Origin of the sequence: Marinobacter salsuginis, from assembly GCF_009617755.1 — a bacterium.
GTDB lineage: Bacteria > Pseudomonadota > Gammaproteobacteria > Pseudomonadales > Oleiphilaceae > Marinobacter > Marinobacter salsuginis.
In genome coordinates, this window is sequence record NZ_BGZH01000002.1 from 465,739 (window position 1) to 489,430 (window position 23,692).

Annotated in this window: 24 protein-coding genes; 10 read left to right on the forward strand and 14 right to left on the reverse strand. The window is 57.5% G+C overall.

What is annotated here, in order from left to right; translation table 11 throughout:
- Positions 1-122: 122 nt before the first annotated feature.
- Both GJU83_RS13430 and GJU83_RS13435 read right to left on the reverse strand, forming a co-directional pair.
- The gene (locus GJU83_RS13430; RefSeq protein WP_069184083.1) at positions 123-446 is read right to left on the reverse strand and encodes a hypothetical protein; all 324 of its coding nucleotides are present in this window, start codon (positions 444-446) and stop codon (positions 123-125) included.
- A 224-nt stretch (positions 447-670) separates the two neighbouring features.
- Entirely contained in the window at positions 671-1,708 is a 1,038-nt protein-coding gene (locus tag GJU83_RS13435; protein WP_153634544.1) for an NADP(H)-dependent aldo-keto reductase, read from the reverse strand.
- 126 nt (positions 1,709-1,834) lie between these two features.
- Between GJU83_RS13435 and GJU83_RS13440 the strand changes: the two genes are divergently transcribed.
- Both GJU83_RS13440 and GJU83_RS13445 read left to right on the forward strand, forming a co-directional pair.
- The gene (locus GJU83_RS13440) at positions 1,835-3,043 is read left to right on the forward strand and encodes a glycosyltransferase family 4 protein (protein ID WP_153634622.1); all 1,209 of its coding nucleotides are present in this window, start codon (positions 1,835-1,837) and stop codon (positions 3,041-3,043) included.
- Complete coding sequence (locus tag GJU83_RS13445; protein WP_153634545.1) at positions 3,009-3,557, forward strand: phosphatase PAP2 family protein; 549 nt, start codon at positions 3,009-3,011, stop codon at positions 3,555-3,557. The genes GJU83_RS13440 and GJU83_RS13445 overlap by 35 nt, the downstream gene beginning before the upstream one ends.
- Here GJU83_RS13445 and dinB read toward each other — a convergent pair.
- Positions 3,554-4,618: a DNA polymerase IV gene (gene dinB, locus GJU83_RS13450; protein WP_136631399.1), complete on the reverse strand. Its 1,065-nt coding sequence runs from the start codon at positions 4,616-4,618 to the stop codon at positions 3,554-3,556. The two genes, GJU83_RS13445 and dinB, sit on opposite strands and share 4 nt — an antisense overlap.
- A 115-nt stretch (positions 4,619-4,733) precedes the next feature.
- On the opposite strand from dinB, the gene GJU83_RS13455 reads away from it, so the two are divergent.
- From GJU83_RS13455 to minE, 5 genes are all read left to right on the forward strand, one after another.
- Positions 4,734-5,012: a DUF1244 domain-containing protein gene (locus tag GJU83_RS13455; protein WP_069184079.1), complete on the forward strand. Its 279-nt coding sequence runs from the start codon at positions 4,734-4,736 to the stop codon at positions 5,010-5,012.
- A complete protein-coding gene (locus GJU83_RS13460; protein ID WP_153634546.1) occupies positions 5,012-5,401 on the forward strand; it encodes a HopJ type III effector protein in 390 nt (129 codons plus the stop codon). The genes GJU83_RS13455 and GJU83_RS13460 overlap by 1 nt, the downstream gene beginning before the upstream one ends.
- On the forward strand, positions 5,398-6,159 hold the full coding sequence (gene minC, locus GJU83_RS13465; RefSeq protein WP_153634547.1) for a septum site-determining protein MinC: 762 nt from the start codon (positions 5,398-5,400) through the stop codon (positions 6,157-6,159). The genes GJU83_RS13460 and minC overlap by 4 nt, the downstream gene beginning before the upstream one ends.
- Positions 6,160-6,236: 77 nt before the next feature.
- Complete coding sequence (minD, locus tag GJU83_RS13470; RefSeq protein WP_069184076.1) at positions 6,237-7,049, forward strand: septum site-determining protein MinD; 813 nt, start codon at positions 6,237-6,239, stop codon at positions 7,047-7,049.
- Between the two features lie 3 nt (positions 7,050-7,052).
- Positions 7,053-7,304 (forward strand): cell division topological specificity factor MinE, encoded by a 252-nt coding sequence (minE, locus tag GJU83_RS13475; protein ID WP_064227083.1) that lies wholly within the window; start codon positions 7,053-7,055, stop codon positions 7,302-7,304.
- Between the two features lie 51 nt (positions 7,305-7,355).
- Here minE and GJU83_RS13480 read toward each other — a convergent pair whose 3' ends face one another.
- The gene (locus tag GJU83_RS13480; protein WP_153634548.1) at positions 7,356-8,363 is read right to left on the reverse strand and encodes a DUF2804 domain-containing protein; all 1,008 of its coding nucleotides are present in this window, start codon (positions 8,361-8,363) and stop codon (positions 7,356-7,358) included.
- 137 nt (positions 8,364-8,500) lie between these two features.
- On the opposite strand from GJU83_RS13480, the gene GJU83_RS13485 reads away from it, so the two are divergent.
- The 3 genes from GJU83_RS13485 to GJU83_RS13495 all read left to right on the forward strand — a co-directional run bounded on the left by GJU83_RS13485 (position 8,501) and on the right by GJU83_RS13495 (position 11,219).
- On the forward strand, positions 8,501-9,235 hold the full coding sequence (locus GJU83_RS13485; protein WP_069184074.1) for an START domain-containing protein: 735 nt from the start codon (positions 8,501-8,503) through the stop codon (positions 9,233-9,235).
- An 82-nt stretch (positions 9,236-9,317) separates the two neighbouring features.
- On the forward strand, positions 9,318-9,809 hold the full coding sequence (locus GJU83_RS13490; RefSeq protein ID WP_008176308.1) for a CBS domain-containing protein: 492 nt from the start codon (positions 9,318-9,320) through the stop codon (positions 9,807-9,809).
- A gap of 24 nt (positions 9,810-9,833) precedes the next feature.
- Positions 9,834-11,219 (forward strand): PhoH family protein, encoded by a 1,386-nt coding sequence (locus GJU83_RS13495; protein WP_205632665.1) that lies wholly within the window; start codon positions 9,834-9,836, stop codon positions 11,217-11,219.
- Between the two features lie 77 nt (positions 11,220-11,296).
- Here GJU83_RS13495 and GJU83_RS13500 read toward each other — a convergent pair whose 3' ends face one another.
- The 10 genes from GJU83_RS13500 to GJU83_RS13545 form a co-directional block, all read right to left on the reverse strand.
- On the reverse strand, positions 11,297-12,991 hold the full coding sequence (locus GJU83_RS13500; protein WP_153634549.1) for a methyl-accepting chemotaxis protein: 1,695 nt from the start codon (positions 12,989-12,991) through the stop codon (positions 11,297-11,299).
- Positions 12,992-13,141: 150 nt separating this feature from the next.
- Positions 13,142-14,494, reverse strand: a complete 1,353-nt coding sequence (locus GJU83_RS13505) for a sigma-54-dependent transcriptional regulator (RefSeq protein WP_153634550.1) — start codon at positions 14,492-14,494, stop codon at positions 13,142-13,144.
- Complete coding sequence (locus GJU83_RS13510) at positions 14,491-16,302, reverse strand: sensor histidine kinase (RefSeq protein ID WP_153634551.1); 1,812 nt, start codon at positions 16,300-16,302, stop codon at positions 14,491-14,493. Before GJU83_RS13510 ends, GJU83_RS13505 begins: the two co-directional genes overlap by 4 nt.
- A gap of 123 nt (positions 16,303-16,425) precedes the next feature.
- A complete protein-coding gene (locus GJU83_RS13515) occupies positions 16,426-18,615 on the reverse strand; it encodes a TRAP transporter permease (protein WP_069184068.1) in 2,190 nt (729 codons plus the stop codon).
- A 90-nt stretch (positions 18,616-18,705) separates the two neighbouring features.
- A complete protein-coding gene (locus GJU83_RS13520; RefSeq protein WP_069184067.1) occupies positions 18,706-19,683 on the reverse strand; it encodes a TAXI family TRAP transporter solute-binding subunit in 978 nt (325 codons plus the stop codon).
- A gap of 234 nt (positions 19,684-19,917) precedes the next feature.
- Positions 19,918-20,343 (reverse strand): secondary thiamine-phosphate synthase enzyme YjbQ, encoded by a 426-nt coding sequence (locus GJU83_RS13525; RefSeq protein ID WP_069184066.1) that lies wholly within the window; start codon positions 20,341-20,343, stop codon positions 19,918-19,920.
- A 14-nt stretch (positions 20,344-20,357) separates the two neighbouring features.
- Entirely contained in the window at positions 20,358-21,422 is a 1,065-nt protein-coding gene (locus GJU83_RS13530) for a succinylglutamate desuccinylase/aspartoacylase family protein (RefSeq protein WP_069184065.1), read from the reverse strand.
- A gap of 3 nt (positions 21,423-21,425) precedes the next feature.
- Positions 21,426-22,334, reverse strand: coding sequence for a 30S ribosomal protein S6--L-glutamate ligase (gene rimK, locus GJU83_RS13535; RefSeq protein WP_069184064.1), 909 nt, complete (start codon positions 22,332-22,334; stop codon positions 21,426-21,428).
- On the reverse strand, positions 22,331-22,828 hold the full coding sequence (locus GJU83_RS13540; protein WP_069184063.1) for an ATP-dependent zinc protease family protein: 498 nt from the start codon (positions 22,826-22,828) through the stop codon (positions 22,331-22,333). The genes rimK and GJU83_RS13540 overlap by 4 nt, the downstream gene beginning before the upstream one ends.
- Entirely contained in the window at positions 22,809-23,669 is an 861-nt protein-coding gene (locus GJU83_RS13545) for a mechanosensitive ion channel family protein (protein WP_136630237.1), read from the reverse strand. Before GJU83_RS13545 ends, GJU83_RS13540 begins: the two co-directional genes overlap by 20 nt.
- Between the last annotated feature and the right edge of the window lie 23 nt (positions 23,670-23,692).

Here is a 23,692-nt window from a genome sequence, read left to right on the forward strand (position 1 = left end):
GCTAATCAGCATGCTAACGGCGATGATCACACGTCGATCGGACACAGACAATGCGCCAGATCATGATTCTGCGGTTTGTCGGATTTGGGGGAGTCAGGGGCTGAAGAACAGGGGTTTGAGTTTCAGAAGTTCCACTTCAGATTCAGACAGGCGCCCTCATTCAGAAGTGCAATGCCATGGTCAGCCTGTGCCGGATCAGATGCGTAGTGTTTGCCGGAGTGCTTGGAACGGGTAAGCGTCAGGCTCAGCAAGCGGGAACCGATTTCAGTAAAGGCGTCAGAACTGTCCTCTTCGAAATCGCCGGATACCCGTTCCTGCACTTCGAAGATCTGCTCGCTGGTTGTCGTGCTCTCGACCTGCTCGAATACGCGCTCGGACGCTTCGGCGCGAACGACGAAAGCAACGAGATTGAGAGCGAGTAATGCGACAAAGATGCGAATAATCATGACACTGCCTGAGACCTTTTTTCCGACACGGGAGTCTACGGATACCTTAGGCTTAAGTCTAATGATTACAGGCCGGAAAGATGTGAATCTGCACACAAAGACGCCGACTTTTTGTCACGAGATCAGCATGTTTTTGTCAATTTATGATCCCCGATATTTCAGAGTGTAACAGCGCCTCCGGCCAACGCCTGATGGCCGGAGGTAAAAGCCGAAAACCAGCGAACTCAGGGACAGGGATAAGTGAACTCCTGATGGATAGACTCAATGGCTTCGAGTACTGCAGGGCTAAGAGAGACTTGCGCCGACCCGATGTTCTCCCGTAACTGTTCCATGGTCGTGGCACCGATGATATTGCTGGTTACGAAACTGCGGCTGTTAACGTACGCCAGCGCCATCTGAACAGGGGACAAGCCGTTTTCACGGGCCAGCTCGACGTAAGCCCGCGTGGCATCCATACCACGACCACTCGTATAGCGGCTGAAACGTTCGTAGAGGGTCATTCGGGCTTTTTCCGGCCACTTCCCGCCGAGGTATTTGCCAGACAACATGCCAAAGGCCAGGGGCGAGTAAGCCAGCAAGCCGGTCTGCTCCCGGTGGGCGATTTCCGCCATCCCCACCTCGAATGAACGATTCAGGAGATTATAAGGATTCTGGATACTGGCCACCCTCGGCCAGCCCTTCTGGCCAGCCAGGCGGAGGTACTCCATAGTGCCCCAGGGTGTCTCATTGGACAGCCCGATATGCCGCACCTTGCCAGAGCGCACCAGTTCATCCAGTGCCTCAAGGGTTTCCTCGATGGGCGTGAAGGACTCCTCGGGGTTGTGTTCATAGCCAAGCTTGCCGAAAAAATTCGTGCTGCGATCCGGCCAGTGCACCTGGTAAAGGTCGATGTAATCCGTCTGCAGGCGTTTGAGGCTGGCGTCGCAGGCTTCATGAATGTGATCGCGGGTAAGGCGGGGGCCATTACGCAGGTACTTCAGGCCATTGCCCGGCCCCGCTACTTTGGAGGCAATCACCAGTTCGTTGCGTTTACCTCTACTGGCAAGCCAGTTTCCCAGATAGGTCTCGGTCAACCCCTGGGTTTCCGCCCGGGGCGGAACAGGGTACATCTCTGCGGCATCAATAAAGTTGATGCCCTCGTTTACCGCGTAATCCAGTTGCTCAAACGCCTCCTTTTCGGTGTTCTGTTCACCCCATGTCATGGTACCCAGGCAAATCAGGGTAACGTCGAGATCCGTCTTGCCAAGCTTTCTCGTTTGCATATCGTCTCCGATTCGGTTCGGTTAACGGGTAAAGGGAATGTCACGGGAGTGTCGCATAACTGTCATGCCAGCTTTTCATAGTAGGGGCATGTCAAAGGAAGCACAGGAAACACCGTGACCGAGACCATGCAGGCCACCCGGCGCCAACAACACATTACCATTGTTTCGGAGACTTTTCCGCCGGAAATCAATGGTGTGGCAAATACGCTCAGGCATCTTTGCCAGGGGCTGATGCAGCGTGGGCACCGGGTGACGGTTATACGACCGCGACAGCAGCATGAGCGCAAAGGCAACTTCGCCAGCGCCGGCGAGGCCCTGTTCACCCGTGAGCATGTGGTGACCGGATTGCCTCTGCCTGGCTACGCGGACCTGCGTTTTGGCCTCGCCCGGACCAGCCACCTGAAAAAACTCCTGGCCGGCGACCGCCCGGACGCACTCTATGTTGCCACCCAGGGACCACTGGGTGTCGCTGCCACATCAGCTGCGCGCCAGACGGGCATTCCGGTCAGCTCCGGCTTCCACACCAACTTCCACAGCTACAGCCGCTACTACGGCGTTGGCATGCTTGAGCGTTTACTGTGTCTCTACGGCCGCTGGTTCCACAATCGCACCGCCATCACCCTGGTGCCCACCCGAAAAATGCAGCAGACGACAAAAGCCATGGGCATCCCGGCAACCGGTCTCTGGAGTCGGGGCGTCGACTGTCACCGCTTCACGCCCCATAAGCGTGACAGCGCACTACGAGAATCCTGGGGATTGCAGGCCAATGACCGCGCCATCCTTTATGTGGGTCGGCTCGCGCCGGAGAAAAACCTGCGCATGGCGGTCGCCTGCTTTGAACGCATCCGCGGCCTTCATCCCCAGGCCAGGTTCATCCTTGTTGGCGACGGCCCGCTTCGGCGTCAACTGGCCGAGCGCCACCCCGATTACGTGTTCTGCGGCACCCGGCGGGGAGACGACCTGGCCCGACATTATGCCTCGGGCGATCTGTTCCTGTTTCCGAGCAAGACCGACACCTTTGGCAACGTGGTACTGGAGGCCATGGCCAGCGGCCTGGGTGTTGTCAGCTTTGACGACGCGGCAGCTGCCGAACACATCCGCCACGAGGAAAACGGCATGAAGGTGCCGCTGGATCAGGACGAGGCTTACGTCGACAGTGCACTCCGACTGGCGGATCAGCCGACCCTGCTGAGCCGTATCAGGGCCCAGGCACGTCTGGACGCCCTGGAACAGAGCTGGAATTCGCAGATCGAACAGTTTGAACAACTGGTTTTCAATCAACCCGCAAAGGCCGGATACCATGCCATCAACAAGCAAAGCGTCTCGCTTCTTTGAACTGGCAGACCAGCGCGAATTCGCTTTCTGCCAGACTATTAACCGGGCTGTTCGTTTCCGGCCAGTCCTCGGCTATTTCCGGCTGGTAAGCCGACTGGGTGACGGCTGGTTCTGGTATGCCCTGATCCTGTCGATCCCTTTTCTTTATCCGGCGTCGGGGCCAGAGCTAGCACTGCTCATGGCGCTGACCGGCCTTGCCTGTACCGTCAGCTACAAGCTTCTGAAGCGCTGGCTAATCCGGGAACGCCCTTTCATATCTTTTCCTGCCATCGACTGTGGCACACCACCCCTGGACCGTTACAGTTTTCCCTCCGGCCATACCCTTCACGCTGCCTGCTTCCAGGTTATGCTCACCGTGGCCGAACCGGCGCTGGCAATGATGGTGCTGCCATTTACCTTCAGTGTCGCCGCATCACGGGTAGTCCTGGGGCTGCACTACCCCAGCGACGTGGCCGCGGGCGCTCTGATCGGCGGGCTGATGGGTTACATGGCCATGAGCTGGCTGCACTTCTAATCAAACAAACGCAACTGGGTGACCGGGGCGTCATCATTGCGAAAACGCACACCGAGACCCAACAGCCGAACCGGTCGCTCCCGGTTGGTAACCAGTTCCGCCAGCAGCGGCAGATAATCTTCCAGGCTGGGCTCTTTAATCTGTTCCCGGACCCGCTCCAGAGTATGGGTTGAAAAATCACTGTAGCGGATCTTGATAAAGAGTTTATGGATCGGCTTTCTGCGGGCCTTGCGCGACAGTCGAAGATTGAGGTCGGCTACCAGGGAGGCCATAACGGTTTCGCAGGCGGCCATGTCCGGCAAGTCCTGGGAAAAGGTCCGTTCGACGCTGACCGACTTGGCGATCCGCGACACCACGACGGCCCGGTCATCCCGGCCGTGGGCCATCTCGTGGAGGCGATAGCCCTGCTTTCCGAAGCGCTCGATTAACACATCAGCCCCAAGCGCCTGCATGTCCCCGCAGGTCTTGACCCCCAGTGCGTGGAGTTTCGAGGCCGTCACCTGCCCTACCCCGAACAGCTTTTCCACCGGCAATCCCTGCACGAAACCTTCAACGTCTTCCGGGCGGATTACAAAGAGCCCGTCCGGCTTTTCCCAGTCGCTGGCGATCTTGGCGAGAAATTTATTGGGCGCCACTCCGGCGGAAATGGTGATACCTACTTCCCTGCGTACCCGCTCCCGTAGGTGTCGGGCCATCAGCGTAGCGCTGCCCTTGTGATCGGTCACATCGGAAACGTCCAGAAAAGCTTCATCCAGAGAGAGCGGTTCCACCAGATCCGTCATTTCCCGCAGGATCGCCATCACCTGCTGTGAGACCGCCCGGTAGCGTCCCATATCCGTCGGGACGGTCACCAGGCCCGGGCAAAGGCGACGTGCCTCGCTGCCGGGCATCGCCGAACGCACACCGTAAGCTCGGGCCTTGTAATTGCAGGTGGTTACCACGCCCCGTCCACCATCACCGCCCACTGCCAGCGGCACCTCCCGGAGGCTGGGATCGTCCCGCATCTCCACGGCCGCATAGAAGCAGTCACAATCCACATGGATGATCTTGCGTTGTGGCATAATCAGGTGGCTCGCGTCGATTCTCTGTACATTTATACAGCCTTGTATCTTAAGCTAACATGCAGAGAATGTCAGGATTCCTGATAAACGGCGCATCAACCATTGCGAGGCCAATATGAGCAATCCGATTCCTGAAGCAGAACGCACTGAAATTGAAGCCGCAGCCTTCCGTCGCCTGGTCAAGCACCTGCGAGAGAACACGGAGGTGCAAAACATTGACCTGATGAACCTGGCGGGTTTCTGCCGTAACTGTCTGTCGAAATGGTATCGGGCAGAAGCGGATGAGCGGGGTTTCGAGATCTCTGATCCCCAGGCCCGCGAAGAAATCTACGGCATGCCCTACGAGGAGTGGAAGGCGCTCTATCAGACAGGCCCCAAGCAGGAACACAAATAATGAGCGTTAACGATGCCGTGAGGATTCACCTGGCATCCCTGGACGCTGGTCATGCCAGCTTCAAAGACTCCCTGGCCCTGATCGAACAGCACTTCGAGTATCAGCCCTGTGGTTTCCGGAACGGCCCGCTGGTAAACGCCGAAGGCGAGAATGCCGGGTCCTGCCGGATCTTTGGTCTGGGCCAGTACTGCAATTTGAGTGAAGTCGACACACTGAAACTGTTTGCCGAGCACTATCAGCAGGTTCTGGACGACCCGACCGGTGAGAGCCACGGCAACATCCGACAGTTCATCAGCACCGGATGGTCAGGCATCCGATTTGAAGGCGTGCCGCTACGGCAACGCCCGAACCCAACCGACAACATCACCAGGGAAGAGACTCCTTCATGAGCGATACCGCCACCTCCGGGGTAAAACAGGGTTTTCAGCTAAAAAGCGCCAGCGTGTCCATGACAGCCCTGGAGCTCTACTACTTTGACGACGGCGAGTTCGAGGACGTACTGCGAGACAAGATCAGCCAGGCACCGGGGTTCTTCAAGGACATTCCGCTCATCATCAGTCTCGAGAAATACCAGGGGCTGGATAGCGAACTGGATTTCTTCAAAATCATCGGTACATGTCGGCGCAACAACATCCACGTCGTTGGCGTGCGCGGTGGCAGCGACGATCAGCGCCGCCTGGCCCGTGGAGCTGCATTGGCATTGCTGCCAGGCAACGGCCAGCGGGACCGCACCCATGAAGCGGAGCAGGCTGTCGCGGAGGAAGCGGAAGCGGCGGTTGGCACAGCCTCTACTGGCTCTGCCGGTGACCCACCTCCGGCCAAAATCATCTCCCAGCCGGTGCGCTCAGGCCAACAGATCCACGCACCGGAAGGCGACCTGGTTATTCTGGCGCCGGTACAGGCAGGCGCCGAAGTGCTGGCGGCAGGCAACATCCATGTTTACGGTCCCCTCCGGGGCCGGGCGCTGGCGGGCATCCATGGGGCAGAATCCGCACGAATTTTCTGCCAATCCCTTGAGGCGGAGCTTGTGTCCATCGCGGGACACTATAAAATCTCCGAAGATCTTCAGGAGAATGGCTGGAAAAGCGCTGTGCAAATCCAGCTCAGGGACGACCTGCTGGTGGTAACGCCACTGGACAAGGCCTGATATTGGAGCTGAATACAATAACTTGACCGGACAATTCGGCAGACACGACGAATCCACCGAGAAACAGGAACAGAACCTTGGCTAGAATTATTGTCGTTACCTCAGGAAAGGGCGGCGTTGGCAAAACCACCACCAGCGCCTCGATCAGCACCGGCCTTGCCAAACGGGGCCACAAGACAGTGGTCATCGATTTTGACGTGGGCCTGCGCAATCTGGACCTGATCATGAATTGCGAGCGTCGCGTGGTGTACGACTTCGTCAACGTGATCCAGGGCGAGGCAACCCTGAACCAGGCCCTGATCCGCGACAAGCGGGTCGATACCCTCTACATTCTCCCCGCCTCCCAGACCCGGGAAAAGGAAGCGCTGACCAAAGAAGGCGTCGAGAAGGTGATCAACGAGCTTTCCGAGACCTTCGATTACATCGTCTGCGACTCCCCCGCCGGCATTGAGCATGGTGCTCTGATGGCGCTGTATTACGCCGATGAAGCGATTGTGGTTACCAACCCCGAAGTGTCCTCGGTCCGGGATTCCGACCGAATTCTGGGCATTCTGCAGAGCAAGTCCCGCCGCGCCGAAATGGGCCAGGATCCGGTCAAGGAACACCTGCTTCTGACCCGCTACAACCCTGCCCGTGTTGAAAAGGGCGAGATGCTGTCTGTAGCGGATGTTGAAGAGATCCTCGCAATTCCGCTGCTGGGTGTCATTCCCGAAAGCCAGGTTGTACTGAATGCGTCAAACCAGGGTTTGCCCGTCATCCTCGAAGAGGACAGCGATGCTGGCCAGGCCTATGAAGACGCCGTCGCGCGCCTGCTGGGTGAGGAGCGGGAACACCGTTTCATGACGTCCCAGAAGAAGGGTTTCTTCTCACGGATGTTCAAGGGGGGCTAAAGGATGAGTTTCCTCGATTATTTCAAGGGCAAGAAAAACAAATCCGCAAGCGTTGCCAAAGAGCGCCTGCAGATTATCGTGGCCCACGAGCGGGGCCAGCGCGAACAACCGGATTACCTGCCACAGCTTCAGCAGGAGCTGCTTGAGGTTATCCGCAAGTACGTCCAGATCAGTGACGACATGGTTCAGGTTGAAGTGGACCGTAACGAAAGTTGCTCGGTACTGGAGCTGAACGTCACGCTACCAGAACGATAAACGGTGTGATCTGGCCTGTCCCGGATAGAATGGGGCGGGCCAGGCCATCTCTCACCACCTTGCGAAGTGATCTTCCATCAGTCCTCGCAGGCCTTTAACCTCGATTTTCCCGCCAGCCTCATCCGTCACCGTTCCATTGAAGGTGCCCACATACTGCCGGAAGTTGGATGCCAGCACCCAGGCGTTCAGTTTTTCCTTGCGGACACCGGCCGGAACAAAATGCAGATCAATCCGGCCATCCTCCGTGGTCACATGCCAATCCCTGCCCGGCTGATAGCGATCAAAACGGAACCTTGCCGCGCCCAGTTTGTGGCACACACCATCCAGCCAGAGCGCATTTTCCGTCATCCCCGTTTCGTTAACTCCAGCGGCCAGGTTCAGACCCACGGACCGGCCATCCGGAAGCTGACCCGCCAGGCAGGCCCAGTTCCAGGCGGTTTCCCGGCGCATGAAGCCGCAGCTCCAGTCAATAGTGCCCCGGGTCTCCTCGTCGCAGCGCCAGATGTGGTGATCCCAACGCACTTCCCCTTCCACCGGCAAGCCAGCTGACTTGCGGGTAAACACCCAGCCATTGTAACCGGCCGGACACACCAGGCGGAGTGGGTCCCGATCCTCTTTCAAAGTAAGCTCGATACGGATATCACCCGGGGCGGACACCGCAATCGTCCGGCCATCAGCTGTTGGCGCGATTCGCACGTCGACCTCGCCTTTGCTGAATGTTGCCACGCCCTCCTCTGGCAGCGGTTCAATGCGGGTCTGCCTGGCCAATGGCTGAAGGAACGATTGTTCCATCATCTGGCCGGTCTCGAAATCGTAAAGGTAGAAGAACCCGTTTCCCAGCAGTTTAAGATCCACCACCGCCAGGCCAAACACCCATCCCGGACCCATGGCGCTGACGAACTGGAACTGGTTGAAGCGCCACCGCCGGGCCAGCCGTGAACGGGGGCGGTCCATTACCGTACGCAGGTCATAGTCCAGGTAGTTAATCTCTTTGACCGGTTCATCGAGCACCCCGGGAACTATCTGTCCTTTGCCGTTGATCAGCTTTTCCATGGTCATAGTCGTCGTCAGATCAGGCCAATTCGGTCAATCGTATCAGCGGGTCGCTACCTGGTTCACAATCCACTGTTTCTGTGGCCATGCCAGTAAAAGCCTCATGCTAGACTCGGCCCACCATCTGCAAGGAAGTGTACCCTATGAGAAAGAGCATAGCCCATGGCATTACGGGCTGGGCCTCGGTCATCAGCGGGCTGGTCTGTGCACTGCTGGTATTTGCCGTTGCCGCCAGTGCCCGGGCTGAACTGCCCACTGAAACCGACGAGCAATGGACACTGCGAAAGGAAGCCGATCATATCCGGGTGTATACCATCGAGCAGCCTGACTCCAGCTTCAAGGCCTTCAAGGCCGTGGCGGTTCTCGATGCACCCATCGAAAACCTGATGGCCGTCATGGCCAATCCCGGCTCCTGTGTTGAGTGGGTGCACAACTGTTCTGAATCCTATGCCTTCGGCGATGGCGAGTTCCATGATCGCTTTGCCTATTCGGTGAATGACATGCCATGGCCGGTGACCGACCGGGACTATGTGCTGCGCATCCGGACTCGGGGCGACCGGGCTTCTGGTGAGATTGTCATGGATCTGAACGCCATGCCCGATCAGCGGGCGGAGAGCAGCAGCCGGGTCAGGGTCGACCGGTCCGATACCCTGTACCGGTTCACCCCGGAAGGAGACAAAACCAGGATGGTCTGGGTTCAGCACACGGATCCCAATGGCTCACTGCCGGGATGGCTGGTGAACTCGCTGCTGGTGGATATTCCGGTGCGCTCCATGGAAGAGCTGGAACGAGTTGCAAACAGGGACAAGTATCGCGGCTATCAACTGGTCTACGATGAGGATGGCCAACTCATTGGCATCAGTCCGCCCGGTTCCTGACCCGTCAGACCTGTGAAGGGATGACGCGCAAGGGATCACGCGCTAAGCTTTCGGAAAGGACTTCATAAGGCAGCCCAGATCAATGACCGTTCTCGCCTACGAGATCATGACACCCAGTATAAAGGCCGTTCCCCAATCCTGGACCATGGACCGCCTGGCACGCTTTCTCACCGACAACGAAATAACCGGCAGCCCTGTCACCGACGACGATGGCGAGATTGTCGGTATTGCCACTCTGAAAGACATCACCGAATTCCGCTGGAACGCCACTCGCTCCGATGCCGACAGGCATCTGACACCAGAGGAACGCGAGGAAGCCCGTCGTCTGCGGATGGTGATCTTTGAAGAAATGGGAAAGGTGCCGGTAGAAGTTCGTGACATCATGACCCCGATCGTTTTATCTGTTGACGAGAAGACGCCGGTGCGCGACATTGCCAATATCATGATGCGCGAGCACCTGCACCGGATCTTTGTCACCAATGATTCAAAAATTACCGGCATCATAACGACTTACGATATGCTGAAAGTGATCTCGGATGAGGAACTCACGCAACGCTGCGCCGATAACGACTGAGCCACCAGAGAGGTAGCGCCACCTATGCCCAGAGCACCGCAAGCTCGCAGAAAGATGTACGTCCTCGACACCAACGTCCTGATCCACGACCCGAACGCCCTCCTCAACTTTGAAGAACACGATGTCATCATTCCGATGACGGTCCTCGAAGAACTCGACAGCCTCAAATCCGGCAAGCAAGCCGTGGCCGCTGACTGCCGGCAGGCGATTCGCAACATCGACAAGTTGCTGGGCGATGCCAGCCCGAAAGTCATCGAAAAGGGTGTACCCATTGTACGTGGCAAGAAGGCCGAGCCCCTGGGCAGTCTTTCGATCCTGATGAGCACCGGTGACAGCGGCAACCACTCGCTGCCCGAGCACCTGAACGACAACAAGATCATCAATACCCTGGCCGCGCTCCAGAACCGCCACAAGTCCCGGGATATTATCCTGGTTTCCAAGGACATCAATATGCGCCTGAAGGCGCGAGGCTTTGGCGTGGAGGCGCAGGACTACCACAACGACCAGTTGCTTGATGACATTGATCTTCTGCCCAAGGGCTATCGGGAATTTCCAAACTCTTTCTGGGACACCATCGAGAAAGTAGAGACCGTTCAGCGGGAAGGCACCACCGAGCACATCCTCAAGCGCGAGGGAGAACTGGCAAAGCTCAACATCAATGAGTTTGTGATCGATGAAATGGGCTTTGTCGGCAAGGTGGTAGACCTTTCAGACACCCAGGTGATTATCAAGGATCTGCATCAGCACGACCTGATGAACGAGGAAGTCTGGGGGCTGGTACCCCGGGACATCTATCAGGCCATGGCGCTGAACCTGCTGCTGGACCCGGATATCCATCTGGTCAATCTCACGGGTTCTGCCGGTTCCGGTAAAACCATCCTGGCCCTGGCCGCCTGTATCGAGATGACCGTGGCAAGCAAGCTTTACAAGCGCATTATCGCCACCCGTTCCACCCAGGGGCTGGATGAGGACATCGGGTTCCTGCCCGGCACCGAGGCTGAAAAAATGGAGCCCTGGCTGGGCGCCATCGTCGACAACCTGGAAGCGCTCCACGAAGACGACGAGAACATGACCGCCAGCGTTGACTACATCCTCAGCAAGGTGCCTCTGCATTTCAAATCCATGAACTATATCCGGGGCCGCAGTTTCCAGCACAGTCTGATCATCATTGACGAGTCCCAGAACCTGACGCCGCACCAGATCAAGACCATTATTACCCGGGCAGGTAATGGCTCGAAGGTAATCTGTCTGGGCAACCTTGCGCAGATCGATACACCCTATCTGAGCGCCCTGAGTTCTGGCCTTACCTATATGACCGAGCGCTTCAAGGGCTTCCGCCATGGCGCCCACATACACCTGCAGGGTGTACCCCGCTCGGTCCTGGCGGAGTTTGCCGAAGCCAATCTCTGACAGTTCAGGACGGGACACGGATACAAAAAAGGGCAGAACGCGCGTTCTGCCCTTTCCCCCGAGATTACCGGCTGGAATCAGACCCGGTAGCGGCTAACCTCATCCGACATCTCCGACGCCAGATTTTTCAGGCGCTGAGTTGCGTCTCCGGCTCGGCGGGTTCCCTGGGCCGTCTGTTCGGTAATGGCAACAATCTCGTGCACATTCTGGTTAATGGTTTCAGAAACACTGGTCTGCTCTTCCGCAGCGCTGGCAATCTGGGTGTTCATATCCGTGATTGTTGCCACCGCCTGACCAATGCGCTGCAGCGCCTCGTTCACCTGGCGGGTTTCTTCAACGGTTGCTTCACTGCGCTCACTGATTGAGCCGATCAGTTTGACCGCATTGCCGGCACCGGACTGCAACCGCTCAATCATGTCCTGGATTTCCTGGGTACTCTGCTGGGTCCGGCGAGCCAGCGTGCGCACCTCATCGGCAACCACGGCAAAACCTCGCCCGGCCTCACCGGCTCGTGCTGCTTCGATCGCCGCGTTGAGCGCCAGCAGGTTGGTCTGATCGGCAATTTCACGAATGACCTCAAGCACACTGTCAATGCGACGGGAGTCAGCGCCCAGCTGTTCAATAACGCGAACCCCCTCACTGACCTGCTCTGAAAGCCCACCAATGACCTCGGTAGCCTGGTGCACCAGACCCTGAGCGTCACAGACCTGCCCATTGGCATGGTCGGCTGCCGTGGAGGCTTCACTGGCGTTGCTGGCAACCTCCTGGGCAGCAGCCGTCATCTCATTCATGGCCGTGGCAACCTGATCACTCTCGGACTTCTGCCGCTCAACACCCTGTTCGGCTTCGGTCATGACCTGATTCAGATCTGCCGTGGCCTCGTTCAGTGTCCGGGTGGATGACAGTACCCGCTCAACCAGTCCATGGACCTGGTCGGCAAAACTGTTGAAGGCGGTTGCCAGCTGTCCAAGCTCATCTTTGCCGGAAACGTCCAGGCGCCGGGTCAGATCGCCATCACCACTGGCAATATCGTTCATCGCTGAAACCGCAGATTTCAGGGGACGAATAATGCTGCGTACCACAACCAGGGCAAGCAGGACGATCAGCGCCAGTGCAATCAGTGAAGTGGTGACTGACCCGATGATCGCATCGCGCAAGGAATCGCCGACATGGTTTTCCATCTCGGTGACCTGCGTTTCCAGGCCATCAACCCAGAATCCGGTCCCGATCATAATGCCCCACTTCGGCAGCATTTCTGCGTAACCCAGTTTGGGGGCCACTTCCCCGGTATCGCTGTTCTTCCAGCCATAGGGAACGTAGCCGCCGCCACCACGCGCCGCCTTCACCAACTCACGGATGAGATAGGTCCCATTCGGGTCCTGGAAATCCCACAGATTCCTGCCCTCGAGCGACTGGTTAACACCGTGCATTACGTTGACGCCTTTGGTGTCATAGGCAAAGAAATAACCAGTACTTCCCGAATCGTTGAAGCGAAGCTGTCGGAGTATCTCCCAGGCTTTTTCGCGAACCTTCTGATCATCCGCGGAGCCCGGTTGATTGTAGAGATGCGCGATAGAGGACTTGGCGACGGCCAGATAATTTTGCAGCTCCTGCCGCTTGCTCTCCTCCATATCGGAGGAGAAGCCGGCAACGGCCTCCTCGCCAATAAATCTGGCCTGATTCAGGTTGTAGCTTGTCAGGAATGCGGTAAGGACAATCACCGGCACCAGGGCCAGCAATAGCACCCGTGTCTGGATGGTCAGGTTTTTCATGGCTGGTCGTCTTTCAGGTTGAACACTCAGGGAGCCGGGTGGCCCGGCACGGAAAAACCCGCAAGACTACGAAAAACCCGCCGGAATTATCATTGATGATAATGCGTAGTTTGTTTCTGCCCGGTAACCGAGACGGTAAAATTTTGTAGCTCAGTCCTTGAACTGGGCTTTATCCAGCCCGTGCTTGCGCATCTTGTCGTACAGGGTTTTACGGGCAATACCGAGCTGCACCATGGTGTCCTTGATGCTGCCGTGGCTGGCGTTGAGGGCGCTGACAATAGCAGAGCGTTCAAAACCATCCATCATTTCAACCAGCGTCTGGCGGCCTGCTACGTTGCCGGCATCCGCCGGCTCATTCTCGTCCAGTGCTGCAGGCCCCAATAACACATAGCGCTCCGCCAGGTTCCTGAGTTCACGAACATTGCCGGGCCAGGAATGCTGCATCAGCCGGGCCGCCTGGCCGGCATCCAGGGGAATGCTTTCGCGATCATAGCGAGCGGCCGCAATGAGTACGAAGTGGTGGAAAAGCATCGGCACGTCTTCCTTGCGCTCTCGCAACGGCGGAATATCCACTTTCACAACGTTTAGACGGTAGTAGAGATCAGACCGGAACTCGCCCTCGTCACTGAGTTTTTTCAGGTCGGCCTTGGTGGCAGCAATGATGCGCACGTCCACTTCCTGCACCTGATTGCTACCCAGGCGCTCTACCCGTTGTTCCTCCAGCACCCGTAACAGCTTAACCTGCAACGGCATGGGCATGCTTTCCACTTCATCGAGGAACAGGGTGCCCTTGTGGGCATGCTCGATCTTGCCGATACGGCGTTTCTCCGCTCCGGTGAAGGCACCGGCTTCGTGGCCAAACAGTTCGCTCTCGATCAGGTTCTCGGGGACTGCCCCACAGTTGATTGCAACAAAATTATGGGCACTGCGGCCACTGTTCTCATGGATATACCGGGCCAGCGCGTCCTTGCCCGACCCGGTCTCTCCATGCAGCAGAATATTGGCGGAGATATCAAGAATCGGATCAATAGTGGCCATGACTTTCCGCATGGACGGCGAATCGCCAAGCATCCGGGGGCCCGGCCTGGCCAGGTGACGCAACTGGGCCTTGAGACGGCGGTTTTCGAGGGCAAGGTGTCGTTTCTCAAGGGCGTGGCGAAGCAGCTCAATCAGCTCGTCATGATCAAAGGGCTTTTCAATGAAATCGTACGCCCCTTGCTGCATTGCCGTAACGGCGGTGCTTATGTCCCCCTGGCCGGTAAGGATGATCACCGGAATGGTGTCATCAATCGCCCGGATCCGGTCCAGCATCTCCAGGCCGTTCATATCCGGCATGTTGTAATCACACAGAACCACACCGTCATACTCGGCATTGATGTGCTTGAGTGCCGACGGCGCCCCCTCGAAACAGCTGACCGGCAGGTCCTCCAGGGTCAGCGTCTGGGCAATGGCCTGGCGGATGTGTGGATCATCGTCCACAAAGATTACCGAAGATTCTGTCATTCCGTGGCCTCCCGCTTCTTGAGGGTTACAACGAATTCAGCGCCGGGGCCGTCCTTGCGATTGCGGCCGATCAGGCTGCCACCCAGCGCATCCACGATCTGGCGCGATATGGAAAGCCCCAGGCCCAGGCCCTGTTTGACCGACTTGGTGGTAAAAAAGGGCTCGAAGATCTGTTCGGTGTCGCCCTGCAACCCGGGCCCATTGTCACGGACCAGACATTTCCAGCAATGTTCGGTTTCTTCTATATCGATCCGGATTTCCGGTCGCTCGCCACCCTCGACCGCCTGAACCGCATTGGCCATCAGGTTGACCATGACCTGCTCTATCCGGATCAAGTCGCCGTGGCACATCACCGGCGCCTCCGGGCGGCGCCACTGGATGTCGATCTCTGAGCTCGATTGCTGGGCTACGATGATTTTCAACGAAGCATCAATCGGTTGCCGGAGATCGACCACTGCAGGCGGGCCCTCGGATTTGCGGGCGAACACCTTGAACTGCCGGGTCAGCTCCGCCATCTTGTCACACAGGACGATGATCTCTGACAGGTTAGCATCGACCATCTCGCTTGCGCCTTTCTCAAGGAAGCGCCGGCTGTTTCGTGCGTAGGTCTGAATGGCCGTCAGAGGCTGGTTCATTTCGTGGTTGAGCCCTGCAGACATCTGTCCTAGCACCGCCAGTTTTGCCGCCTGAATCAACTCCTGCTGGGTTTCCCGAAGTTCGTTCTGGGTACGTTCACGTTCCCGAATTTCTTCCACCAGCTTGCGGTTGGAGTTCTCCAGGTCTGCGGTCCTCTCGGCCACGCTGCGCTCCAGTTGCTCGCCTCGCAAGGCAAGTTCAGCTTCGCGCCGGTAGCGTTCGCGCAGATAAAGCCAGGTCAGAAGACCACCAAAAAACAGCGCGGTACCACCAACCAGAAATCCAAGACGGGTCCAGACCACAGAGCGCGTGCTCACCATTACCTGAAGATTCCAGTCCAGTTTCGGCAGCGGCGTTCGAACGCTGAGATACTCTCTGACCTCGCCGTTTTCAAGAATATTGATGGCAGTGGAATTCTCCGACAAGCCCCAGGGCTTACCCAGGTTATCGAATTCGATCGGGTTCAGGTCGCGGTCCGGATAACGCTGACGGGAAGCCGCGTCCGGGGCCACCCCCGCATTTGAAAAGTTCCGATACAACCAATTGGGTTTGCTTGCCAGAAAACTGATACCAGCGTCATCCAGCACGACCATTTCTGCTTCCCTGAGAGAAGCAGGCCGATCCCACTGGGATTCCAGCTCATGAACAAGAACCTTTACGGCCACCACTCCGAGAAGACGGCCCGAGTCGTCGATGACAGGATGTGAAAAGTACAGGCCGCGGACTCCCGACATAAGCCCCAAAGCAAAATAGATGGCCGAATCCCGATTAGACACTGCTTCTGAAAAATAGGGCCGGAAAGCGTAGTTGCTGCCGACAAAGCTGTCGGCTTGCTGATAGTTGTTGGCGGCGATGGTCAGGCCGTTTACATCCATCAGGTAAACGTCGGAGCTACCCACAATGGTGGCCATACGCTGCATCTGCTCGTTGGCTTCGAGAATAACGTCCGGATTACCCGGGTCAGTCAGTGCCCGTTCAAGCAGCGGATGCTCTGCCATCAACTCGGGGACCGGCAGATACCGGTTCAACTCATTGGCAACCAGCTGCCGGTAACGGAACGACTCTTCCAGGCTCTCCTGCTCCACCTGCCGGTATCCGACCCAGCCTCCAAGCAGCCAGGACACAACCAGTGTGGCAACGAAAACAAGAACAGCACCGATCCGGTAGGACATAGCATCCGGTTCCTGAACAACCGCGGAAAGCCGCTAGAGTATAGGCAGGCTGAAGCCAGAACAACCGTACCCTGGCTAACAGGGTACGGTTGTTCTGTTGCAGATCCTCGCAGCCATGCCTCTTTACACGACACCTGCCGTGGCAAGGCGAGCTTTCCGCTGTTTCTGGATGACGAAGGCCAGAACCGCCAGGGCAATACCGGTAAGGTCTGTCCAGAGCCCGCCCTCGATCATCAGTAGCGCGGCGGCAATCAGGAGGACTCGGGTTACCCAGGAAGCAGAAACCCTCGCAAACCAGCCAAGCACACCGCCAGACAGCATGTAGACACCAAACGTTGCGGTTACCAGCGCCCTTGCGATCTCGAACCACCCCGCTTCCATCAACAGAGCACTGTTGTAGAAGAACATGAAGGGCACGATGAAGGCTGCAATGCCAATCCGGAACGAGGCCACGGAGGTTTCCATCGCGTTGGCGCCGGAAATCCCTGCCGCAGCATAGGACGCAAGCGCAACCGGTGGCGTGATCGCCGACACCACAGCGAAGTAGAACACAAAGAAGTGAGCGGTCAGCGGCTCAATCCCCAACTGCACCAGGCCTGGAGCTACCACAGAAGCGGCAACCGCATAAGCCGCCGTGGTGGGCATTCCCATACCCAAAAGAATGGAGATGAACATGGCGAAAATCAGCGCCAGCAGCTGGCTGGTGGCAGCAACATCCAACAACAACACAGAGAAGCGTGCACCAACTCCGGTCAGGGAGATTACGCCCACGATAACCCCGGCCGCGGCGCACACCACGATAATCTGGATTGCCATGTAGGATGCGATTTCCAACGCCTGAAGGATTTGCCGCAGGCCCATCTTGTTGGGAGACAACCAGCTCACCACAGCGGCAGAAACGGTCGCCAGGGTACCTGCCCGGATCACCGAGTAACCCATGAACAGCGCCACGATCAATATGATGATCGGCACGAACAGGTAGCACTGCTTCATCATGGTTTTGAGCTTCGGCAGCTCATCTTCACGCATGCCGCGCATACCTGTCTTGGCGGCCTCAAAATCCACCATGAAGTAGACCGAGGCGAAATACAGGATCGCCGGGATAATCGCCGCAATAGCAATCTCGGTGTAGGGAATGCCGGTAATCTCAGCCATGATAAAGGCACCGGCGCCCATGATCGGTGGCATGATCTGCCCGCCAGTAGACGCAGCCGCCTCGACAGCGCCGGCAGACTGTTTGCTATAGCCCACCTTTTTCATCAACGGAATCGTCAGTGAACCCGTAGAGACCACGTTGCCGGCACTGGTGCCGTTGATCATACCCATCAAACCGGACGCGAAGATCGAGACCTTGGCCGGGCCACCCCGGGAACGGCCAGCCGCAGCAAATGCAAAATTCACGAAGTAGTCGCCCACCTTCGAGGACTGCAGGAAGGCGGCAAAAATAATGAAGAGAATGATGTAGGTCGAGGACACTGCGGTGGTTGGCCCGAGAATCCCGGCGTCCGTGTAGACCTGGCTGAAGAACCGCTGTACGGAAAGACCGGGGTAGCCAAGAAAACCCGGCAGGTAAGGGCCGGCGAACACATAAGCCAGGAAAACCAGGCCAATGATCACCAGCGCCATGCCAGCAACACGCCGGGTCAGCTCCATGATCAAGGCGGTACCCGCAATAGCGGCAAAGGAAATACCTACCGGCGCGAAGGACGTACCGGTCGACATACGCATAGACGTGTTGTAGACCACCAGAAAGTAAGCGGCAACGGCCAGCGAGCAGGCGATCAGCACCAGATCGGGAACGCTGAACACCGATCGCTCGCGTTGGTGAAACCAGCTCATGACAATGCCGGCACCGGTTGCCGCCAGCAAAGGCCAGCCAAAGTGCCACACCTCAAGTTCAGCAGGGATTCGCATGGCGCCATTCTGGACCATCTGCCAGAACGAGAACGTCTGATACAACACATAGAGAGCCGGCAGCATGGCGCCAGCACTGATCCAGGTCGTCCACCGATGGCGGGCACCACCCTCTTCGGATGATACGAACCGGGCGCCGGCAAACAGCACGAAACCCAGTACCAGGGCGCCGGCGATGTGAACGATCCGGAACGACCAGGTCTCAAGGGGCGCTATGTTCAGGGAATACAGGTGAAAGGCTGAGTAGGCGATCGCCAGCATGGCGACAAATTTCAGCAAGCCGCCTTCGAACAGGCGACGGTTGGCTTCGACCGGCTCATCATCCACGTTGTGTGCGAGCACATGGTCCTCGCCCACTTCGATGTCCGGAAGATCTTTCGAGTTTTGTTCGGTAGTCATGACACACCCTGCTTGCAGGCAAATCGGGACCAGAACCCTGCTGGTCTTAATTTGCGGGGGGCCGCCAGGCCGCCCCCCGCCTGAGCACTGTTACTTGATCTTGCTGTCTTCGATCGGGTAACCGTTCTCGTTAAACCAACGTGCCGCGCCCGGGTGCCAGGGCAGAACGTTGTTCTTTGTGTAGTTCTCGGGAACCGAATTGCGGGCCGCCTTGTGGATGGAAACCATCTTGTCATTGTTCTCCATGGTCAGCTTGGTGATCTCATACACGAAGCTTTCGGACACATCACAGTTAACCATCGCGAAGTTCCACATGGACACCACGCGGGAAGGTGCATCCAGGGACTGGTAGGTGGACGCAGGGATGATGAATTCGGAGACCGGGAAGTTATTGATGATGGTTTCTGCCTCGGCATCGGTCATACCGATGATATTCACATCAGTCTGGACTTCCAGCTGGCTGACCGCCGGAATAGGGATACCTGCCGCGAAAGCCACCACGTCAATCAGGCCATCCTGGAGCTGACCACCCAGATCGGACCAGCTGCCGTTACGGCGCTCAAAGTTCACACCCAGGGTTTCCATCATGCGCGGGAAGTAGGTATCGGAGGTGGAACCCGCCGGTCCGAAGCCTATGGTCGCGCCATCCGGTATATCAGCAATGGAGGTGATGCCGGAGCTGGAGAGCGCGGTTACCGAGAACGGCGTCTCGTACATCGGGAACATGGCGCAGACATTGTCCATCATCATACCCGGAGCCAGCGGGCTATTACCCTCCATGGACTCACGGGCGGGACCCATGGTGGTCAGGCCGAATTTGAGGTCGCCGGTATGCACGAGCGCCATGTTCTGCACTGGACCGCCGGTGATTTCTGCGCCACCGGAGACGCCCAGGTTTTCAGCCACAAAGTTGGCCCAACCGGAACCATAGGCAAAGTAGGTCCCACCCTGGCTGGCAGTACCAACGGTGAAGTTGGTGGGCCAGTCTGAACGGTCCTGGGCTGCTGCGGGGGTTGCGACGGCGAAGGTGGAGGCGAATGCTACCGCCATTACGGCTTGGGTTTTCATAGAGAATGCTCCCGTTTCATTTTGTTTGTTGGGTGCTCAACGAAGCTATGTTACCTCGGTGGGTATTCCCAAGAGCAAGGAGCAGACCAGTTCCGAATTAATTATTTAAAACAGAGCATTAGTGAATTCAGGAGAGGATTCAGGGCTGAAAATGGGTGGATATCCACCCATCAGCAAGAGCCAATGGGTGAAGACCAACACGTTCCACGGCATCGGGGCAGCACAAGCGCAGGGTTACCAGCGTCCCTGCAAGGTTGCCACGATACGCCGGCTTCCGGCCCGGTCCCGGTGCTCGCAGAGGTAAAGCCCCTGCCAGGTTCCCAGGGCCAGATGACCATGACTGACCGGCAGGGTCAGGGAGGGACCGATCAGTATGCTTTTGATATGGGCCGGCATATCGTCCGGCCCTTCCATCACATGCTCATAATGCGGCGCATTCTCCGGAACCATGACATTGAAATGGCGCTCCAGATCGCCTCGTACATCCGGGTCCGCATTTTCATTCACCGCCAGGGAGGCCGACGTGTGCTGGATGAAAAGGTGCAGTAGCCCAACCTCGCAGTTGGTCATATCCGGCGCCTGGGCCACGATTTCATTGGTTACCAGATGAAAGCCCCTGGGCAGAGGCGCCAATTCGATCAACGACTGATCCCAGATCATGGTGACCCTCCTTTCTATTTCTGGCGATCATCCCAGGGGTGCACCGGAACCACGTCATCACCGACATCGCCTTCGTAGCTGCTACGAAAATAATCCATGGCCTTTTCCGCCTCGCTCAGCTCGTCAAACCGGGCAACGTGATAAATGGCCTCGCCCTCGTTCACCAGTGGCAGGTTGTTGACGCAGATGACGATACCCGAGCAAGGCGACACCACTGCGGTTTCCGATTCGCCGAAGGGGTCCGCCACCATCGCCAGCCTCTGGCCTTTGCGCACCTTCTGGCCCAACCGGGCAACCGGCCGCATGATGCCGTCGATATCTGCCCGCACCCATTGGGAGTTGGCAGCGGTTTCAGACCGTTTTCTCGGTGCCCTGGGCCCTTTTTTCGCCGGAATCATTTCCAGCTCACGCATGACCCGGATCACGCCTTTCACACCGCTGCCAATCACGACATCATCAAAGCGCAGCGCCTCGCCCCCCTCAAAGGTGATCACCGGAATATCCTGTGAATCGGCGTACGCACGAAGACTGCCCTCGCGCAGCCCGGAATTGATAATGATCGGTGCACCAAAAGCCTCGGCCATCCGCACAGTTTCCGAGTTCTTCAGCTCGGCACGAATTTGTGGCAGGTTGAACCGGTGGATCGCTCCGGTGTGTAAGTCGATGATGTGGGTTACCCGCTCCATGATCTGGGTGCGCAGCAGATAGGCAATGCGCCCGCCCAGAGACCCGGTCTCGCTGCCAGGGAAACAGCGGTTCAGATCCCTCCGGTCTGGCAGGTAACGGGTGCGTTGCACGAATCCAAAAATATTGACGATTGGCACCGCAACCAGGGTACCGCGAAGATGCCTCAGTGCCGAATTGGTAAGCACCCGGCGGACGATTTCGACGCCATTGATCTCATCGCCATGAATTGCGCCGCACACCATCAGTACCGGACCGTTCCGGCGGCCGTGCACCACTTCCACCGGAATATGTAGGGGAGTGTGGGTATAGAGCTTAGCCACCGGCACTTCCACGGTTTGACGGGTCCCGGCCTTAATCTCGGTGCCTGCAATTTCAAAGGGCGCTCGGGCCATCGGTCAGCCTCTCCCGCCCTTGGTGCCCGTTTTCCAGGGCTTCTGATTTTTCTCGGTCCAGTTGATGATCATGCCCGCCACGTTCTTGCCGGTAGCATTCTCGATACCTTCCAGTCCCGGCGATGAGTTCACCTCCATTACCAGCGGCCCCCTGCTGGAGCGCAGAAGGTCCACACCGGCAACGTTCAGCCCCATGGCTTTGGCGGCTTTGATCGCAGTACTACGTTCCTGCGGGGTAATGCGAATGAGTGAAGCGGTGCCTCCCCGGTGAAGATTGGACCTGAACTCGCCCTCAGCCCCCTGACGTTTCATGGCGGCAATCACTTTGTCGCCAATTACGAAGCACCGGATATCAGCGCCGCCCGCTTCCTTGATGAATTCCTGCACCAGGATATCCGCCTTCAGGCCCATGAAAGCCTCGATCACACTTTCCGCAGCCTTGCGGGTTTCTGCAAGCACCACACCGATGCCCTGGGTGCCTTGCAACAGCTTGATCACCACCGGCGCCCCGCCCACCATCTGTAGCAACTCAGGAACGTTGTCCGGCTTGTTCGCGAAACCGGTAATCGGCATACCCACACCCTTCCGGGCCAGCAGTTGCAGCGAGCGCAGCTTGTCCCGGGACCGGCTGATGGCCACGGATTCATTCACCGGGAACACGCCCATCATCTCGAACTGGCGCAATACCGCCGTGCCGTAGAAGGTCACCGATGCACCGATACGGGGGATCACCACGTCAAAATCCTCCAGAACCTCCTCGTGATAGTGGATCTGGGGATTGGCAGAGGTGATATTCATCGAACAGTGAAGGCAGTCGATGACCTTCACCTCATGGCCACGATTGATGCCCTCCTCCACCAGACGACGGGTCGAGTAGAGGTGACGATTTCGCGACAGTACCGCAATTTTCATTTTTCAGTCCTTAGGGCCGGTTCGCCGGCAAGATAGGAAGCTTCGGGATAGATCACTGAGCGCCCTGACATGGCAGTGCGGCCCAACAACATCCGGAACCGCATGGAATCCCGGTTGGTCAACGTCATTTCAATGGGCCATTGCTGGCCGCCAATCAGCAGCGTGGTTTCGATAACCAGGCGCATTTCCTTATGGCCACCGGAGTCGGAAACGTTCCGCTCGTCCAGTACCTTGGCATCGCACTCGACAACCTGATGCAAATCGTTTTGCACCGGATGCACCCAGAAGCGTACGCGACGTTCACCATTTTCTGTGTAGGGCTCGGTCCGGAATGTGTGGAGGCAGGAAGTTCGAGCTCCCGTGTCGATTTTCGCCTTGATACGGCTGATATCCAGATCCGGCAACGCCACCCATTCACGCCAGCCAAGACTCATCTTGTTCTCGGCTGGGGTTGGCGGGATGGTTTTGATAACTTCAGCTGTCTTTGTCGACATCCGGGAGATCCTTTTCAGTGATTTTTTCCGGCCCCAACAGCTGAACACGGAACGGCTCTGAATGGCTACCCGCATACACGCTGGTATGCGGGAACGGAATTTCAATGCCTTCCCGATCCAGGGTTTTCTTGATCGCAACCATCATACCGCTTCGCCCCTCAAGCACCTTTTCCTTGGGCACCCAATACGAGAACTGCAAATCCACAGAGGAGGGGCCAAACGCTGTTACCAGCGTGAACGGCTTGGGCTCTTCGAGACAGACCGGGTTCTTTTCCGCAAGGTCCAGCAGCAGGCTTTCTACACGTTCTACATCTTCAGCGTAGGCAATTCCCACGGTCAGGTCGAGCCGGCGGATTGGAAACCGGGAACGATTGACAACCCGGGTTTTGATCAGGGTTTCGTTCGGAATCCGAACGTACAGGTTGTCTGGAGTGCGCAATTTCACGCTGAGCATATCGATTGCGACTACCTCGCCGATGGTGGCATCTACCTCAATGAAGTCACCGATTTCGAAGGGTTTTTCCACCAGCAGAAACAAGCCGCTGATCATGTTCGAGGCGGAGGTCTGGGAGGCAAAGCCGATGGCAACGGTCAGGATACCGGCGGCTCCAAGCACCACATCCAGGGAGAACCCGGCCTCCCGCAGTGCCGCCACGAAAAACAAGAGAACGATGACATAGAACACCAGCCGCCGGACCATGACAGTATGGTGGCGGGAGGTGCGCTGGGCCATGAAACGGCCAACGCTGCGGGCGGCCAGGGAACCGAGAAACAGCCCGAGCACGACAAGAAAAGCGGAACTGATCCACTGCCCCCAGGCGATGTCGGTAAACACCTTCATCACACCGGTCTCTATTGTTTCGA

Excerpts from the sequence above, each read along its gene's own strand:
- GJU83_RS13430 (WP_069184083.1), bottom strand. The coding sequence starts at position 446 with ATGATTATTCGCATCTTTGTCGCATTACTCGCTCTCAATCTCGTTGCT.
- GJU83_RS13435 (WP_153634544.1), bottom strand. The coding sequence starts at position 1,708 with ATGCAAACGAGAAAGCTTGGCAAGACGGATCTCGACGTTACCCTGATT.
- GJU83_RS13440 (WP_153634622.1), top strand. The coding sequence starts at position 1,835 with ATGCAGGCCACCCGGCGCCAACAACACATTACCATTGTTTCGGAGACT.
- GJU83_RS13445 (WP_153634545.1), top strand. The coding sequence starts at position 3,009 with ATGCCATCAACAAGCAAAGCGTCTCGCTTCTTTGAACTGGCAGACCAG.
- dinB (WP_136631399.1), bottom strand. The coding sequence starts at position 4,618 with ATGCCACAACGCAAGATCATCCATGTGGATTGTGACTGCTTCTATGCG.
- GJU83_RS13455 (WP_069184079.1), top strand. The coding sequence starts at position 4,734 with ATGAGCAATCCGATTCCTGAAGCAGAACGCACTGAAATTGAAGCCGCA.
- GJU83_RS13460 (WP_153634546.1), top strand. The coding sequence starts at position 5,012 with ATGAGCGTTAACGATGCCGTGAGGATTCACCTGGCATCCCTGGACGCT.
- minC (WP_153634547.1), top strand. The coding sequence starts at position 5,398 with ATGAGCGATACCGCCACCTCCGGGGTAAAACAGGGTTTTCAGCTAAAA.
- minE (WP_064227083.1), top strand. The coding sequence starts at position 7,053 with ATGAGTTTCCTCGATTATTTCAAGGGCAAGAAAAACAAATCCGCAAGC.
- GJU83_RS13480 (WP_153634548.1), bottom strand. The coding sequence starts at position 8,363 with ATGACCATGGAAAAGCTGATCAACGGCAAAGGACAGATAGTTCCCGGG.
- GJU83_RS13485 (WP_069184074.1), top strand. The coding sequence starts at position 8,501 with ATGAGAAAGAGCATAGCCCATGGCATTACGGGCTGGGCCTCGGTCATC.
- GJU83_RS13490 (WP_008176308.1), top strand. The coding sequence starts at position 9,318 with ATGACCGTTCTCGCCTACGAGATCATGACACCCAGTATAAAGGCCGTT.
- GJU83_RS13495 (WP_205632665.1), top strand. The coding sequence starts at position 9,834 with ATGCCCAGAGCACCGCAAGCTCGCAGAAAGATGTACGTCCTCGACACC.
- GJU83_RS13500 (WP_153634549.1), bottom strand. The coding sequence starts at position 12,991 with ATGAAAAACCTGACCATCCAGACACGGGTGCTATTGCTGGCCCTGGTG.
- GJU83_RS13505 (WP_153634550.1), bottom strand. The coding sequence starts at position 14,494 with ATGACAGAATCTTCGGTAATCTTTGTGGACGATGATCCACACATCCGC.
- GJU83_RS13510 (WP_153634551.1), bottom strand. The coding sequence starts at position 16,302 with ATGTCCTACCGGATCGGTGCTGTTCTTGTTTTCGTTGCCACACTGGTT.
- GJU83_RS13515 (WP_069184068.1), bottom strand. The coding sequence starts at position 18,615 with ATGACTACCGAACAAAACTCGAAAGATCTTCCGGACATCGAAGTGGGC.
- GJU83_RS13520 (WP_069184067.1), bottom strand. The coding sequence starts at position 19,683 with ATGAAAACCCAAGCCGTAATGGCGGTAGCATTCGCCTCCACCTTCGCC.
- GJU83_RS13525 (WP_069184066.1), bottom strand. The coding sequence starts at position 20,343 with ATGATCTGGGATCAGTCGTTGATCGAATTGGCGCCTCTGCCCAGGGGC.
- GJU83_RS13530 (WP_069184065.1), bottom strand. The coding sequence starts at position 21,422 with ATGGCCCGAGCGCCCTTTGAAATTGCAGGCACCGAGATTAAGGCCGGG.
- rimK (WP_069184064.1), bottom strand. The coding sequence starts at position 22,334 with ATGAAAATTGCGGTACTGTCGCGAAATCGTCACCTCTACTCGACCCGT.
- GJU83_RS13540 (WP_069184063.1), bottom strand. The coding sequence starts at position 22,828 with ATGTCGACAAAGACAGCTGAAGTTATCAAAACCATCCCGCCAACCCCA.
- GJU83_RS13545 (WP_136630237.1), bottom strand. The coding sequence starts at position 23,669 with ATGAAGGTGTTTACCGACATCGCCTGGGGGCAGTGGATCAGTTCCGCT.